The following is a 14,518-nucleotide window of genomic DNA, read 5'->3' as shown; positions in this document are numbered from 1 at the left end:
TGCACCCCAGCGTCGCTGCGGCGGCGGCAGGGTAGCTGAGATGTCCTCGGTCGAAGGATTTCTGGCGTATCTGCAGGTCGAACGTCAGGTGTCAGCGCACACGCTGGATGCGTATCGGCGCGATCTTGCCGCGTTGCTGAGCTGGGCAGCCGAACACAAGGATGCTGCGGGTGTCGCGGTCGGGTTGGACGTCGCACAGCTGGACAGCGCGCAGCTGCGTCAGTTTGTTGCGGCAGAACACCGGCGCGGCCTGTCCGCCAAGAGCCTGCAGCGGCGCCTGTCTGCATGCCGCAGCTATTACGCCTGGTTGCTCAAGCACGGCCGTATCGCGGCCAGCCCCGCGGCGGCGTTGCGGGCGCCCAAGGCGCCGCGCAAGTTGCCGCAGGTGCTCGATGCCGATGAGGCCGTGCGCCTGGTCGAGGTGCCGACGGATGCGCCGCTGGGCTTGCGCGATCGCGCATTGCTGGAACTGTTCTATTCGTCGGGGTTGCGCTTGAGCGAGCTCTGCGCATTGCGCTGGCGCGATCTGGATCTGGCCAGCGGCCTGGTGATGGTGCTGGGCAAGGGCGGCAAGCAGCGCCTGGTGCCGGTGGGTTCGCATGCGATTGCGGCCTTGCGCCAATGGCAGCGCGACAGCGGCGGACGTGCCGAAACGCATGTCTTCCCCGGGCGCGCCGGCGGTGCGATTTCGCAGCGTGCGGTGCAGATCCGCATCAAGCAATTGGCCGTGCGCCAGGGCATGTTCAAGGACGTGCACCCGCATATGCTGCGGCACAGTTTTGCCAGCCATATCCTGGAGTCGTCGGGCGATCTGCGCGGTGTGCAGGAGCTGCTCGGTCATTCCGATATCGCCACCACGCAGATCTACACGCACCTGGATTTCCAGCACCTGGCCAAGGTCTACGACGCCGCGCATCCGCGTGCCAAGCGCAAGAAGTCTGCCGACTGAGCGGCTGATCGTCGCGGACCGGGCAGGCACGCGATTGCATCGGTGCGCTCGGCAGGTTGCTGCAGTGTCAGTGCGCGGGACTGGGCGAACGCACTTGCAGGGGTGTCATGTCCGAACACGGCGAGCGGGCCCGGCATGCGCGCGTCATCCTGGGCTTCCAATCCCTGGAAGATCAACATGGCCACCTTCCGTCTGACCGGACTCGATCCGGCCCTGTTCACCCACCTGCATGGACTCGACGATGCTGCGCTGGCAAGCCATCAGGCCGTGCGCGTGATCGCCGATGCCGACCATGGGTTTCCCTGTCGCGTCAGCCTGCAGGATGCGCGCGCGGGTGAACCGCTGCTGTTGTTGCCCTACCTGCATCAACCCGCCGACTCGCCCTACCGCGCCAGCGGGCCGATCTTCGTCCGCAGTGCGGCGACACCGGCGCAGCTGCAGCCCGATGCGGTACCACCGGCGATCCGCTCACGGCTGATATCGCTACGTAGCTACGATCATCGTGATCATCTGGTCGCCGCCGAGGTGTGCGCAGGGGAACAGGTTGCCGCGTGGCTGCGGCATTGCCTGGATGACCGGCAGATCGCCTACGTGCACCTGCACCACGCACGCCAGGGCTGTTACGCGTGCCGTGCGGAACGTGTGGGGTGAATCATCCCAGGGGCGATGCAACGCGCAAGCACGGTGGCCTGAGTGGTCCGGGATGAGGCATCGCGCGCGCTGCCGTAGCGGCGCCTGGCGCGCGCTCATGCGTCGGCGCTGCGGTCTGCGGCGCATCGGCGCAGCGCGCTTGAACCCGGCAGGGGCGTCCCCACCTCATTGGAAACCCCCGGAGGACCCATGGACCCCAGCCAGAATCCCAACATCGTTCACGCCACCACCATCATTTCGGTTCGGCGTGGTGGGCACGTCGCCGTCGCGGGCGATGGCCAGGTCACGCTCGGCCACACCGTCATGAAGGGCAACGCGCGCAAGGTGCGCCGGCTCGGTCGCGAGGGTCAGGTCCTGGCCGGGTTTGCCGGTGCCGCCGCCGATGCGTTTACGCTGTTCGAACTGTTCGAAGCCAAACTCGACAAGCATGGGCAATTGACCCGTGCCGCCGTGGAGTTGGCCAAGGATTGGCGCACCGAGCGCCGCCTGGGCAAGCTCGAAGCGTTGCTTGCGGTCGCCGATAAAGAAACCTCGTTGATCATCAGCGGCACCGGCGATGTGATCGAACCGGAAGACGGCATCATCGCCATCGGTTCCGGCGGCTCGTACGCCTTGTCGGCCGCCCGCGCGCTGCTGGCGCACACCGAGCTCGATGCCAAGACCATCGCCACCGAAGCGATCAATATCGCTGGCGATATCTGCATCTATACCAATCGCAACGTGGTGGTCGAGGAGCTGTGATTCGGGATTTGGGATTGGAGATTCGCAAAAGCGCTCCCCTCCCTGCGCCCGTACATGCATCGATCGTTCCTACTCCGCTTTTACGAATCCCCGAACCCCAATGCCAAATTCCGATACTTCAACCATGACTCCGCGCGAAATCGTGCAGGAGCTCGACCGTCATATCGTTGGCCAGCACGACGCCAAGCGCGCGGTGGCCATCGCGCTGCGCAACCGCTGGCGGCGCATGCAGCTGCCCGAAGAGCTGCGCAACGAGGTGATGCCCAAGAACATCCTGATGATCGGCCCGACCGGCGTCGGCAAGACCGAGATCGCGCGACGTCTGGCAACCTTGGCCAATGCGCCGTTCGTCAAGGTGGAAGCCACGCGCTTTACCGAAGTGGGTTACGTCGGCAAGGACGTGGAGCAGATCATCCGCGATCTGGCCGATACCTCGGTCAAGTTGTACCGCGAGCAGGCCAAGGTGCGTGTGCGCAACCAGGCCGAAGAACGTGCCGAAGATCGCATCCTGGATGCGCTGCTGCCGCGCCGCGCAGCCGGTATTGGCTTCGATCCGGAAGCCGCGCGCAACGAGCCGTCGTCGCAGGACAACGATACCCGCATCAAGTTCCGCCGCATGCTGCGCAATGGCGAGCTGGACGAGCGCGAAATCGAACTGGACGTCGCGATCAACGCCAGCATGGACATCATGACCCCGCCGGGCATGGAAGAAATGGGCCAGCAGCTGCGCCAGATGTTTTCCAACCTGGGCAGCGGCAAGTCGCAGAAGCGCAAGCTCACCATCAAGGCAGCGCGCCCGCTGTTGATCGAAGAAGAAGCCGGCAAGCTGGTCAACGAAGACGACGTACGTGCAGCGGCGATCGAAGCCTGCGAGCAGCACGGCATCGTGTTCATCGATGAAATCGACAAGGTCGCCAAGCGCGGCGAAGCCGGTTCCAATGGCGGCGATGTGAGTCGCGAAGGTGTGCAGCGCGATCTGCTGCCGCTGGTGGAGGGCTCCAACGTGTCGACCAAGTACGGCACGGTCAAGACCGACCATATCCTGTTTATTGCCTCCGGCGCCTTCCATCTTGCAAAGCCCAGCGATCTGATTCCGGAGTTGCAGGGGCGCTTTCCGATCCGGGTGGAACTGACCGCGCTGACCAAGGCCGATTTCGTGCGCATCCTCACCGAGCCCAAGGCCGCGTTGATCAAGCAGTACGAAGCCTTGCTGCAGACCGAAGGTGTCACGCTGACCTTCGGCGCGGACGCTGTCGACCGCCTGGCCGAGATCGCCGCGCAGGTCAACGAGCGGCAGGAAAACATCGGCGCGCGACGTCTGCACACGGTGTTGGAGCGTCTGCTCGATGTGCTGAGCTACGAGGCGCCGGATCGCGACGGCCAGAGCGTCACCGTCGATGCGGCCTATGTCGATGCGCAGCTCGGCGAATTGGTGCAGGATCCGGACCTGAGCCGCTACATCCTCTGAGCGCAGCGCACCTGCGCGCACCTGCCGGATGCACTGCATGGATGGCATCGGCATCAAATGCGTTGCAAGCACGGCAGGAACGCCTAACAGAACGATGCAAGAGGTGGCTTTGTTAGCCGCATCCCGTCAGATGTAGTCAAAAGCCGAGTCGGTCGAGGGCGCTGCGCCCTCCCCGCTTGCGGGACACGCCGTGAATCCGTCCCTGGAGGCTCGGTGGCGGCATCCATGCCGCCACACGGTCCCGCAAGCGGCGAGGACACCGCACCTAACGTTGGTCGGCGCTCGCATAAAAGCTGCTTGTTGCCCGACTTGCGTAGTGCGTTGCTTGCACATGCACACCGACCATCTCCGATGGTCCTTGCCCGCGCACCGTCGCGAGACCTTACGCGGCATGGATGCCGCGTAAGAGCCTCCATGGACGGATTTACGGCCTGTCCCGCGATGGTGGGCGGGTAAGGGCCCTGCAGCCAAGCTGCAGATCAGCCGCTCTGCAGCCAAACCGCTGCAGCCAAACCGCTGCAGCTAAACCGCTGCAGCCAAACCGCTGCAGCCAGGCCGCAGATCAGCCCCCCGCAACGAAGGCCCAAATCATCGGCTCTGCATACACCTGCCTGAAGTCGTCTGTCAGCAGCTCCCAGCGAACAGCATCACGCTACACGGCCGGCCTTCTCGTTGCAGTCTTTCTTTCCTCACGTGCCGAGGAAGGCGCCCGAAGAGTGGATGGAGGCAGTACGTCAGCCGTCATCTGCACCGCACATCAAACCCGTTGCACCCAGCAAACCGCTCAGTCCTCGCCGATATCCTCGTTCCACACGTCCGGATTGGCCGCGATATAGCCGCCCAGCAGGTCGATGCAGTCTTGGCTTTGCAGGTCGATGACGTTGACGCCGTGTTCGCGCAGCCAGGCGATGCCGCCCTGGAAAGTGACCGACTCGCCCACCACCACGGTGCCGATGTTGAACTGGCGCACCAGTCCGCTGCAGTACCAGCACGGCGCCAGCGTGGTGACCATGATGGTGTCCTTGTAACGGCGCTGACGGCCAGCCTTGCGGAAGGCATCGGTTTCGCCATGCACGGACGGGTCGTTCTCCTGCACGCGGCGGTTGTGGCCGCAGCCGAGCAGGCGCCCGTCGTTGTGATACAGCGCAGCACCGATCGGGATGCCGCCTTCGGCCAGGCCCTGGCGGGCTTCGGCAATGGCGGTGTCGAGCAATGCGCGGTAGTCGGGGGTGGTGATCATGGGGACTCCATCGTGGCCGCGCCGGCAGGGCGCAGCATGTCGAGATGTGGGATGCCGTCTTCCAGATACGGCGCGGACGACGGCGCAAATCCATGCGCCGCGTAGAACGATTGCAGATGCGCCTGTGCACCGAGCTGGATCGCGCTGCCCGGCCAGTGCGTATGCACCAGGCCGATGCCCTCGCGCAACAAGGCGTGCGCCAAGCCGGTGCCGCGAGACGCGGCCGCAACGACCACGCGGCCGATGCTGGGTTCGGCGTAACTCAGTCCCGGCGGCAGCACGCGCAGGTAGGCCGCCAGCGCGCTTGTGTGGGTGGTACCCAGGACATGCAGAACGCCGGGATCGGTATCCTTGCCATCCAGTTCCGGGTAGGCGCATTGCTGCTCCACCACGAACACGTCCGTGCGCAGGCGCAGCAGCGCGTACAACTGCTGTGTGCTCAGCTGGGTAAAGCGCAGCTGCTGCCAGTGCAGGGGAGGCGTGGATGTGGAGGGCATCGGCGCATGATAACGGCATCGCTTGCGGGCGGCAGGCCGGCAGGCGCGCCACGTGCGGCACGAGCGCGCAGGACGATGAGAGCGTCGGTGCTGAGGCGGACAGTGCCATTGCCGATGTTGTCCACGTCCGCCGGACGGGGCGCCGGGAGCGCCTAAAACGTAGCCTGCAGTGGTCCGCTAGATGTGGACGACGCACTCGTCACCGCAGCGAATGAGTGGCCCACGCCACCCGGGCACAGGCCGCGCCCGTTGTGAGGTTGCCGATGCGTTTCGCTGGCCGCCCCTGCGTGCATGGCGTCGGCAGCGTTCAATCGGCCTTGCTGTCTGTATCGACCGCCACCACCACCGACATGCCCGGGCGCAGGCGCGGCGCCAGCGGCTGGTCGGGGTCGACGCTGATACGCAGCGGAATACGCTGGGCGATCTTGACGAAGTTGCCGGTGGCGTTGTCGGCCGGCAGCACGCTGAATTCGGAGCCGGCGGCCGGAGAGATTTCCTGCACGCGGCCTTGCAGGCGTGCGTTGTCCAGGGCATCGACGGTAAAGCTGGCGCGTTGGCCGATACGGATCTTCGCCATCTGGGTCTCCTTGAAATTGGCCACGATCCACAGCGTGTCCGGCACCAGCGACATCAACTGCGTGCCGTTGGTGACGTAGGCGCCCTGACGTACGCCGAGCTGGCCGAGCTGGCCATCGCGCGGGGCCAGGATGCGCGTGTTGTCCAGGTTGATCTGCGCCAGTTGCACGGCCGCTTGCGCATTGGCCACTGCCGCTTCGAGCGCTGCGCGATTGACGGTAACGCTACGTGCGTTTTCTTCCGCGGCCTGCACCGCCGCACGCGCCTGCGCTACGCCCGCAGTGGCCTGGGCGCGCGCGGCAAAGGCGGTGTCGCGGTCCTGTTCGGACACCAGTTTCTGGTCGGCCAGCTGTTGCGCACGCGCATAGGCCGAGCGGGTGCGATCGCTCAGGGCCCGATTGCTGCTCAGCGCTGCGCGTTGCTCGGCGATGGTCGCTTCCGCGCTATGGCGTTGCTGCTCCCAGTTGGCGAGATTGGCTTGCGCGGTCTGCACTTGTGCCTTGGCCTGTTCGAGCTGCTGGGCGTAAATGCGGTTGTCGATGGTGGCCAGCAGCTGGCCACGTTTGACATGCGCAAAATCCTGCACGGTGACCTGCGTGACATAGCCGCTGACCTGCGGCGCAATGACGGTGATCTGGCCATGCACCATGGCATTTTCGGTGCGCTCGATCGCGCTGACGAACGGTGGCAGCCGCCATGCGTACAGCACCAGCGCCACCCCGATCAGGGCAAGCCCGCCAAACCCAATCGCGCCGGCGATGCGGCGACGGCGGCGACGGGCGCGATCGGAGTCGGCAGTGGGGTCGGCAGTTGTATTCATGGGCGCGCAGTGGAGGCGGAAGGGGAGGGTGACACGGGAGGCCGCAGATAGCGTCGCCACACCAGCACGGACAGGATCCACACCCCCGTGGCGATGGCGATACAGCCGATCAGCAGAAACACATCGTTATAGGCCAGTACATTGGCCTCGCGCGTTGCCACGTTGCCGAGCGCACGCACGCCCTGCGCCTGGCGCAGCGTCGGGTCGCCGATGCTGCGGCCATACAGGCTCGCATACGCCTGCACGCGCGCGGCCACCTGCGGGTCGGTCAACACCAGATGCTCGACCAACTGGCTGGAATGGTATTTCTCGCGGAGGATCTGCACGCTACCGAGCAGGGCGCTGCCGAGCAGCCCGCCCATGTTCTGCGCCATGCCGAACAACACGATGAAGCTGATCAGATTGCCGGGCTGGGCGATCACCCGGCCCAGCCCGGCCACCATCGCCGGGCCGATGAAGAAGGTGCTGCCGAATGCCAGCAGGAACTGGCTGACGTACATCTGCTCCGGGCGGGTGAGGCTGGTGGCATCGGCATCCATGAAACAGCCGACACAGATCGCCGCCACCGCAATGATCAGGTGCTCGGCCACGCGCGCAGGGTTGATCAGCCATGCGCTTGCGGCAACCCCGACCACCGCGCCCAGCAGCATCAGCGCGAACAGGGTCTGCAGCTGATCGTTGGCCAGGCCCAGGGTCTGGAAGAAGCCGATCGCGCCAGTGCTCTGCTCGGACAGCACCAGCCGGATCAGCAGGATCGCCAGGCCCAGCCGCAGCATGTCGCCGCTGGCCAGCCAGCGGGTATTGATCATCGGATTGCGGCGGTTGTGTTCGATCCAGGCGGCCATGCACAGCAGCACGATGGAGGTCGCCAGCACTACGCCCAGCCACGGCGTGCTGGTCCACCACAGCAGTCGCCCCAGCGACAGCACCGCGGCCAACCCGGCCGCGCCGGCCGCAAACAGGGGGAACGTGACGAAATCCAGCGGCTCGAACACCCGGTAGCGGTCGCTGGGTGGCAGCTTGAGTGCCAGTACGCAGGCCAGCGCGAAGATCGCCAGCCCGAACTCGAACAGGTACAGACCCTGCCACTGCCCGAATTCCAGCAGGTCGGTGGAGAACACCCGCGCCAGCGGCAACGCCAACTGGGTCACACCCAGGCCCAGCACTACCGCCTTGAGCCGGTACTTGCCGGGAAATGCCTGGATCACGTAGTACAGCCCCAGCGAGCTGAGCGCCGCGCCGACCAACCCATGCGCCGCGCGCACGGTGATCGCCGAACTCAGGCTGTGCACGAACAGGTGCGCCAGCGCGATGGCCGCATACAAGGCCAGGAAGATCTCGGTGAAGCGGCGCAGCCCGAACTGCTGGCGAAACTTCACCAGCAACAGATTGGCCGACATATTGGTCATCACGTAGGCCGCCGGCAGCCAGGCCATTTCGGTGGCATAGGCGCCCAGGCTGCCCTGCAGATATGGCAGGTTGGCGGTGACCAGTGCGTTGCTCAGCCCGCCGGTCAGCGCCACCACCAGGCCGACCAGGCCGTACTGAATGCGGCGCCGGGTCGGGTGCAGCGGCGTGGATGCCGACCCCGGCAGGGTGGGCTTTTCGTGGGGCTGCCAGTCGCGTGGGGCGTACTTGTCGGGCACGCAAGGCTCGCAGGGCCGGTTGCGGAAGAGTTCGCGATTGTGGTCCGGTTGCGGTCATGGTGGCGTCAGCAGTGCGATAATCCGGGCATGAGCGAATCCCCCTATACCTCCGGTACCACCCATTTCGGCTTTCGCGATGTCGCTGCCAAGGACAAGCAGAAGCTGGTCGGCGAAGTGTTCACCTCGGTCGCGCGCAACTACGACCTGATGAACGATCTGATGAGCCTGGGCGTCCATCGCGCATGGAAACGCTACTTCGTGGCGACCGCGCAGGTGAAGCCGGGCGACCGCGTGCTGGATCTGGCCGGCGGCACCGGCGACATCGCCGTGCTGCTCAAGGAGCGTGTGGGCGACGAGGGTGCCGTGGTGCTGGGCGACATCAACGCAGGCATGTTGTCGGTGGGTCGCGACCGGCTGACCAATCGCGGCCTGGTGGCCGGCTTCGACTACGTGCAATGCAATGCCGAGGCGCTGCCGTTTCCGGATCAGAGCTTCGATCTGGTGACCATCTCCTTCGGCCTGCGCAACGTCACCGACAAGGACGCCGCACTGCGCGAGATGTATCGCGTGTTGAAGGTGGGCGGCCAGGCACGCGTGCTGGAGTTCTCCGAAGTCACCGCCGAGTGGTTCAAGCCGATCTACGACTTCCACTCGTTCAAGATCCTGCCCAAGCTGGGCCAGTTGTTCGCGCGCGATGCCGACAGCTACCAGTACCTGGCCGAAAGCATCCGCAAGCATCCGCCGCAGGAGTCGCTCAAGGGCATGATGGGCGAGGCCGGATTTGCGCGCTGCCACTACAAGAATCTGACCGGCGGCATCGTGGCAATCCACTCCGGCTACAAGATCTGAATCCGCCGCACGGTCGAGTGCCGACGCGGCGCGCGCATCGCGCGCCGCGCTTGGTAGCGCGGTCGCCGCTTGTGTTCGCTTGAGGCGGCTTTGCGTCGCGCGCGGTCCGATGCGCCAACGAATTTCTGAGACTTTCGTCGCGTTGGCTCCACCATTGGTCGGCGACACTAGGCGCTCTTTTGCCGGAGAGTTGGATGCGCTTATACGCCGGGCTCTCGCGCGTGTTTCCCCGTTCCTTCAGCGCCAAGTTGCTGGCGGTGACCTTCGTCGGGATCCACCTGCCGCTGCTGTTGTTGATCGCGTGGCTGGCATCGCAGAGCGAGCTGGAAGGGCGCATGTTGTGGTCGGTGATCATCGTCGCCCTGCTGGCCACGCTGGCGGGGACGGCATTGACACTCTCGGCGCTGTATCGCCTGCTGGCGCCGTTGCGTATCGCCGCCGACGCGCTGGATACGTATTACGCCGACCAACGCCTGCCCAGCCTGCCCGAGCATGGCGACGACGAATTGGGGCGCCTGTTGCGCGGCATCAACCGCAGCCTGCGCGGGATCGATGCCGGCATGCGCGATCTCAAGAAGCACGCCTTGTTCGATCCGTTGACCGAAGCGCTGAACCGGCGCGGCTGCGAACAGGCGATGCGCGATTCGGTCGCCGCCTCTCAACGCGAAGGCTGGCCGTTCGTGTTGTTCGTGTTGGACATGGACAACCTCAAGCCGATCAACGACCGCTTCGGCCACCTGGCGGGCGACCGCGTGCTGGTGCGGCTGGTGGAGTCGGCCTACGGCTGGCTGGGCGCGCAGGACTGGATCGGGCGCTGGGGCGGCGATGAATTCCTGATCGGCGTACATGCCAGCGAAGACGACGCCACGCTCAAGCTCAATCAATGGCTGTCGATGCTCGAACGCGAAGATGGCGAGGAGGCGCCGTTGCATGTGAGCGCCGGCAGCGCGGTGTGCGAGCGTGGCCTGGATGCCACCGAGCTGTATCGCCGTGCGGATGCTGCGATGTATCGCGCCAAGTTCTCCGGCGGCCGGCGCCTGGTGCGCGACGGGCACGACACGCCGCGCAGTCATCCGGTGGTCTAGGCGCGATCCGGAGATCACCTGGCGGCCGGGCCACAGGCCGGTGCGCGCGGCGCGTGGGCGGCATGCATCACTCCAGGCTGCGGCTGCTGCAGACGGTTCGCTCTGATGCACGCAGCGACATGCATGGGCTGACCGGCCGCCAGGCGCTCGCCTGGCGCCGCACAGGCAGGCGACGGCCCGGGGCGTTAAAATGCACAATTCCCTCGCTGCGGTGCCATCGATGCGCTTCCCGTACCTGTCGCTGTCCCTGGCCGTGTCCATTGCGCTGGCCGGCTGTTCCAACGAATCCCCATCGCCGGCTGCCACTACCGCTGCGCCGGCCGCCACCGCCAAGGCTCCCGTGAAAGCAGACGCCCGCAACCACGACGAAAGCTCCTACGCCCAGCCGCAGCTGGTGGTCATCAAGGATCTGGCGCTGGACGTGAAGCTGGATTTCGACAGCAAGCAGATCGGCGGTATCGCCACCTATACGCTGGAGTGGAAGGACAAGGCGGCCAAGCAACTGCTGCTGGATACGCGCGAGCTCAGCATCGCCCAGGTGCAGGCCGACGACGGCAAGGGCGGCCTGGCGCCGCTGCAGTTCGCGCTGGCGCCGGCCGACAAGACCTTCGGCAGCAAGCTCACCATCGAGACGCCGAACCAGCCGTCCAAGGTCGTGATCACCTATCACACCGCACCAACCGCCTCCGGCCTGCAGTGGCTGGAGCCGTCGATGACCGAAGGCAAGCAGCTGCCTTTCATGTTCAGCCAGTCGCAGGCGATCCACGCACGCAGCTGGGTGCCGTTGCAGGACACCCCGAGCGTGCGCTTCACTTACAGCGCGCATGTGACCTCGCGCCCGGACGTGATGGTGCTGATGAGTGCCGACAACGACCCCAAGGCCGCGCGCGACGGCGATTACAGCTTCAAGATGCCCGAGCCGATTCCCTCCTATCTGCTGGCGATCGCCGCCGGCGATGTGGTGTTCAAGCCGATTTCCGCGCGCTCGGGCGTGTGGGCCGAGCCGGCGATGGCCGACAAGGCCGCCAAGGAATTCGAAGACACCGAAAAGATGATCGGTGCGGCCGAAAAACTGTATGGCCCGTATCGCTGGGGCCGTTACGACATGCTGGTGCTGCCGCCGTCGTTCCCGTTCGGCGGCATGGAAAACCCGCGCCTGACCTTCGCCACGCCCACCGTGATCGTCGGCGACAAGTCGCTGGTGTCGCTGGTCGCCCACGAACTGGCGCATAGCTGGTCCGGCAACCTGGTGACCAACGCCAGCTGGAAGGACATCTGGCTCAACGAAGGCTTCACCACCTACGTGCAGGGCCGCATCACCGAAGCCTTGTACGGCGTGGAAATGGCCGAAATGGAGCGCGAGATCGACCAGGGCGATCTGCTGGCCGAAGTAAAGGACATGGCGCCGGCCGACCAGGCGCTGGCGCTGCCGCCGCTGGCGCAGCGCGACCCGGACGAAGCCTTGAGCCAGGTGGCCTACGTCAAGGGCGCGTGGTTCCTGCAGTTCCTGGAGCAGCGTTTTGGCCGTGAGGTGTTCGACCCGTTCCTGCGTGGCTGGTTCGACGATCATGCGTTCCAGAGCGCCACCACCGACCAGTTCGTCGACTATCTGCAGAAGAACCTGCTGGCCAAGCATCCCAACACCGTGAGCGCGGCCGAAGTGGATGCCTGGTTGAAGCAGCCGGGCATCCCGGCGTTTGCGGCCAAGGCGCGCTCGCGCAGCTTTTCGATCGTGGACACTGCACGCATCGCCTGGAGCGGTAGCGGCACCCTGCCGAGCAAGCAGGTCACCAGCGAGTGGGGCACGCAGGAGTGGGTGCATTTCCTCAGCGGCATGGGCGCCACCTTGAAGCCCGAGCAGCTCAAGCAGCTGGATGAGGCCTATCACTTCACCGGCACCCCGAACGGCGAGATCGCCATGCGCTGGTATCCGTTGGCGATCCGCAGCGGCTATATGGAGGCACGTCCTGCCGCCGGCGAGTTCATCGAACGCGTGGGCCGTCGCAAGCTGGTATTGCCGATCTATGCCGAACTGTTGAAAACCCCGGACGGCATTGCATTCGCCGAACAGGCCTTCGAAAAAGCCAAGCCCAGCTATCACCCGATCACCACCGCCTCGGTGGCCGAGATGATCGCCAAGGCCAAGGCCGCACCGCAGCCGACGCCGACGCCGACGCAGCCGTAATGGCAGGGGAGGGCGTTGCGCCGCCCTCCCGTCGCGGCAACACGCCGCCGTAGGAGCGCACCCGGGCGCGACGGGGCTTTCCCGGTGAGGCCCGATCGCGCCCAGGTGCGCTCCTGCGACGCGGGGTAGCTGATCGGGGGTGGTGCGGTAGGCCGGTATCGTTGCCGCTGCCGTCCATGTCTTCCGGAACCGATGGTGCAGTCGCGCCGTGGTGCATGCCCGCCCGCCGCTTCCATCGCCGCACCGTGCCCTGCAACTACCGCCGTAGGAGCGCACCCGGGCGCGATGGGGCATTCCCAGTGCAGCCCGTCGCGCCCGGGTGCGCTCCTACGATGCGTGGCTAGCTGATCGTGCCATGGGGCGTGCTGGTATCGTTGCCGCTGAATTTGCCCTGGAGTCGACGATGAAGTATCTGCTGAGCGCGGCCTTGTGCGTCGCTGTAGTGAGCGGCTGTACCGATCGCGAGGCGCAACGTCAGGCGCAGGAAGCCGCACAGGCACAGGTCAAGGAAGGCCAGGCCGATGCACTCGCCAAGCAATACGACGAGGCGGTGAAAGCGCAGAACTGGGACATGGCGCGCGCGCATGGTGCCGCACTGCTGGAAGGCTACGCCGGCACCGCCGCCGCCACGCGCATCGAACCCGGGTATGCCGACATCAAGGCCAAGGGCGAACAGGCGCGCGAGCTGCGTCGCATGCAGGCGTTGTGGCAATACTCGCAGGTGCCGGCCAAGGGCGGCACGCAGCGCTCGGCGATGATCGACGCCAAGAGCCGCGTGGATGTCGACGGCAGCGGTCCCAAGCCGGTGAGCCTGGTATTTCGCGATCACCCGCAGTGGAAGCGCCACAGCTATCTCGTGCTCAAGGCCGGCGATTTCAACTGCTATGGCGGCTGCAAGGTGCAGGTCTCGGCCGATGGTGGCGCACCGCGCGCGATGGCCGCGCACCGCCCCGATACCGATGAAGCGATCGCGATGTTCATCGACGACGACAAGGCGCTGTGGAAGCTGGTGCGCAACGCAAAGCGCATCAGCATCGCCTTCCCGGTGAAGGCCGGCGGCACGCGCACCGCAGAGTTCGACGTGGGCGGCCTGGATACCACCCAGATGCCGGGCTGGAAATAATCCATGGACGGCGCAAGCGCTGCCCGGCTGCCGCTGTCTGCCTACCGGCATTGGGTGTTCGACATGGATGGCACGCTCACGCTGCCGGTGCACGATTTCGCGTTGATCCGGCGCGAGCTGGAGATCCCGCCCGAAGACGACATCCTGCATCACCTGTCTGCATTGCCCCCCGATCAGGCGCAGGCCAAGCACGCCTGGTTGCTGGAGCACGAGCGCGCACTGGCTGAAGCGGCGCGGCCTGCGCCGGGCGCGCAAGAAGCGGTGCGCGCGCTGCACGCGGACGGCTGTCGCCTCGGTTTGCTGACCCGCAACGCACGCAGCCTGGCGAAGGTGACGCTGGAGGCGATCGGCCTGGACGATGCCTTCGCCTGGGACGACATCGTCGGCCGCGACGAGGCCGCGCCCAAGCCTGCGCCCGACGGACTGCAGTATTTCCAGCAGCGTTGGGCGGTGAGTGCCGCTGCATTGCTCATGATCGGCGACCACCACAACGACCTGGCCTGCGGCCGCGCGGCCGGCGCGGCGACCGTGCTGGTCAATACTCCCGGCGATCCCTGGCCCGGCCTGGCCGATTGGCGCCTGCTCGATTGCAGCGAACTGTTGCAGCGATGGCAGTCCCGCGCAGACGGCTGACCTTGCATCAGTGGCGTCTCGCCGCCGGTAGAGCGATGACGCGCCGCCAGCTCAC

The 14,518-nt window shown here is 65.9% G+C and carries 13 protein-coding genes; 9 read left to right on the top strand and 4 right to left on the bottom strand.

Features of this window, described 5'->3' with window-relative positions:
- Positions 1–40 precede the first annotated feature (40 nt).
- The 4 genes from xerC to hslU all read left to right on the top strand — a co-directional run bounded on the left by xerC (position 41) and on the right by hslU (position 3,809).
- A complete protein-coding gene (xerC, locus tag FHY18_RS12070) occupies positions 41–949 on the top strand; it encodes a tyrosine recombinase XerC (protein ID WP_259155297.1) in 909 nt (302 codons plus the stop codon).
- 177 nt (positions 950–1,126) lie between these two features.
- A complete protein-coding gene (locus FHY18_RS12065; protein WP_259155296.1) occupies positions 1,127–1,600 on the top strand; it encodes a DUF1203 domain-containing protein in 474 nt (157 codons plus the stop codon).
- Between the two features lie 189 nt (positions 1,601–1,789).
- A complete protein-coding gene (gene hslV / locus FHY18_RS12060) occupies positions 1,790–2,341 on the top strand; it encodes an ATP-dependent protease subunit HslV (RefSeq protein ID WP_005997221.1) in 552 nt (183 codons plus the stop codon).
- 100 nt (positions 2,342–2,441) lie between these two features.
- Positions 2,442–3,809 carry an ATP-dependent protease ATPase subunit HslU gene (gene hslU / locus FHY18_RS12055; RefSeq protein ID WP_259155292.1) on the top strand — a complete coding sequence of 456 codons (1,368 nt, stop codon included), beginning with the start codon at positions 2,442–2,444 and terminating at the stop codon, positions 3,807–3,809.
- A gap of 784 nt (positions 3,810–4,593) precedes the next feature.
- On the opposite strand, the gene FHY18_RS12050 is transcribed toward hslU, so the two are convergent.
- The 4 genes from FHY18_RS12050 to FHY18_RS12035 form a co-directional block, all read right to left on the bottom strand.
- Positions 4,594–5,049: a nucleoside deaminase gene (locus FHY18_RS12050; protein ID WP_259155290.1), complete on the bottom strand. Its 456-nt coding sequence runs from the start codon at positions 5,047–5,049 to the stop codon at positions 4,594–4,596.
- A complete protein-coding gene (locus FHY18_RS12045; RefSeq protein WP_259155289.1) occupies positions 5,046–5,546 on the bottom strand; it encodes a GNAT family N-acetyltransferase in 501 nt (166 codons plus the stop codon). The genes FHY18_RS12050 and FHY18_RS12045 overlap by 4 nt, the downstream gene beginning before the upstream one ends.
- A 307-nt stretch (positions 5,547–5,853) precedes the next feature.
- Complete coding sequence (locus tag FHY18_RS12040) at positions 5,854–6,942, bottom strand: HlyD family secretion protein (protein ID WP_259155288.1); 1,089 nt, start codon at positions 6,940–6,942, stop codon at positions 5,854–5,856.
- Positions 6,939–8,588, bottom strand: a complete 1,650-nt coding sequence (locus tag FHY18_RS12035; RefSeq protein ID WP_259155287.1) for an MFS transporter — start codon at positions 8,586–8,588, stop codon at positions 6,939–6,941. The genes FHY18_RS12040 and FHY18_RS12035 overlap by 4 nt, the downstream gene beginning before the upstream one ends.
- Before the next feature lie 87 nt (positions 8,589–8,675).
- On the opposite strand from FHY18_RS12035, the gene ubiE reads away from it, so the two are divergent.
- The 5 genes from ubiE to FHY18_RS12010 all read left to right on the top strand — a co-directional run bounded on the left by ubiE (position 8,676) and on the right by FHY18_RS12010 (position 14,463).
- Positions 8,676–9,437: a bifunctional demethylmenaquinone methyltransferase/2-methoxy-6-polyprenyl-1,4-benzoquinol methylase UbiE gene (gene ubiE, locus FHY18_RS12030; protein WP_029218915.1), complete on the top strand. Its 762-nt coding sequence runs from the start codon at positions 8,676–8,678 to the stop codon at positions 9,435–9,437.
- Positions 9,438–9,631: 194 nt separating this feature from the next.
- Entirely contained in the window at positions 9,632–10,522 is an 891-nt protein-coding gene (locus FHY18_RS12025; protein ID WP_259155286.1) for a GGDEF domain-containing protein, read from the top strand.
- 220 nt (positions 10,523–10,742) lie between these two features.
- Positions 10,743–12,707 carry a M1 family metallopeptidase gene (locus FHY18_RS12020; protein ID WP_259155972.1) on the top strand — a complete coding sequence of 655 codons (1,965 nt, stop codon included), beginning with the start codon at positions 10,743–10,745 and terminating at the stop codon, positions 12,705–12,707.
- Positions 12,708–13,110: 403 nt separating this feature from the next.
- Entirely contained in the window at positions 13,111–13,830 is a 720-nt protein-coding gene (locus FHY18_RS12015) for a hypothetical protein (RefSeq protein WP_259155285.1), read from the top strand.
- A 3-nt stretch (positions 13,831–13,833) separates the two neighbouring features.
- Complete coding sequence (locus tag FHY18_RS12010) at positions 13,834–14,463, top strand: HAD family hydrolase (RefSeq protein ID WP_259155284.1); 630 nt, start codon at positions 13,834–13,836, stop codon at positions 14,461–14,463.
- Positions 14,464–14,518 lie beyond the last annotated feature (55 nt).

The organism is Xanthomonas sp. 3793 (assembly GCF_024806835.1).
Classification (GTDB): Bacteria; Pseudomonadota; Gammaproteobacteria; order Xanthomonadales; family Xanthomonadaceae; genus Xanthomonas; species Xanthomonas arboricola_F.
The sequence above is the reverse complement of the archived record's forward strand: the minus strand, read 5'-3'. Positions and strand labels throughout refer to the sequence as shown.

Bases quoted from the DNA above. Each gene is read 5' to 3' on its own strand.
- FHY18_RS12065 (WP_259155296.1), top strand. From the start codon at position 1,127: ATGGCCACCTTCCGTCTGACCGGACTCGATCCGGCCCTGTTCACCCAC.
- ubiE (WP_029218915.1), top strand. From the start codon at position 8,676: ATGAGCGAATCCCCCTATACCTCCGGTACCACCCATTTCGGCTTTCGC.
- FHY18_RS12050 (WP_259155290.1), bottom strand. From the start codon at position 5,049: ATGATCACCACCCCCGACTACCGCGCATTGCTCGACACCGCCATTGCC.
- hslU (WP_259155292.1), top strand. From the start codon at position 2,442: ATGCCAAATTCCGATACTTCAACCATGACTCCGCGCGAAATCGTGCAG.
- FHY18_RS12010 (WP_259155284.1), top strand. From the start codon at position 13,834: ATGGACGGCGCAAGCGCTGCCCGGCTGCCGCTGTCTGCCTACCGGCAT.
- hslV (WP_005997221.1), top strand. From the start codon at position 1,790: ATGGACCCCAGCCAGAATCCCAACATCGTTCACGCCACCACCATCATT.
- FHY18_RS12040 (WP_259155288.1), bottom strand. From the start codon at position 6,942: ATGAATACAACTGCCGACCCCACTGCCGACTCCGATCGCGCCCGTCGC.
- xerC (WP_259155297.1), top strand. From the start codon at position 41: ATGTCCTCGGTCGAAGGATTTCTGGCGTATCTGCAGGTCGAACGTCAG.
- FHY18_RS12020 (WP_259155972.1), top strand. From the start codon at position 10,743: ATGCGCTTCCCGTACCTGTCGCTGTCCCTGGCCGTGTCCATTGCGCTG.
- FHY18_RS12015 (WP_259155285.1), top strand. From the start codon at position 13,111: ATGAAGTATCTGCTGAGCGCGGCCTTGTGCGTCGCTGTAGTGAGCGGC.
- FHY18_RS12025 (WP_259155286.1), top strand. From the start codon at position 9,632: ATGCGCTTATACGCCGGGCTCTCGCGCGTGTTTCCCCGTTCCTTCAGC.
- FHY18_RS12045 (WP_259155289.1), bottom strand. From the start codon at position 5,546: ATGCCCTCCACATCCACGCCTCCCCTGCACTGGCAGCAGCTGCGCTTT.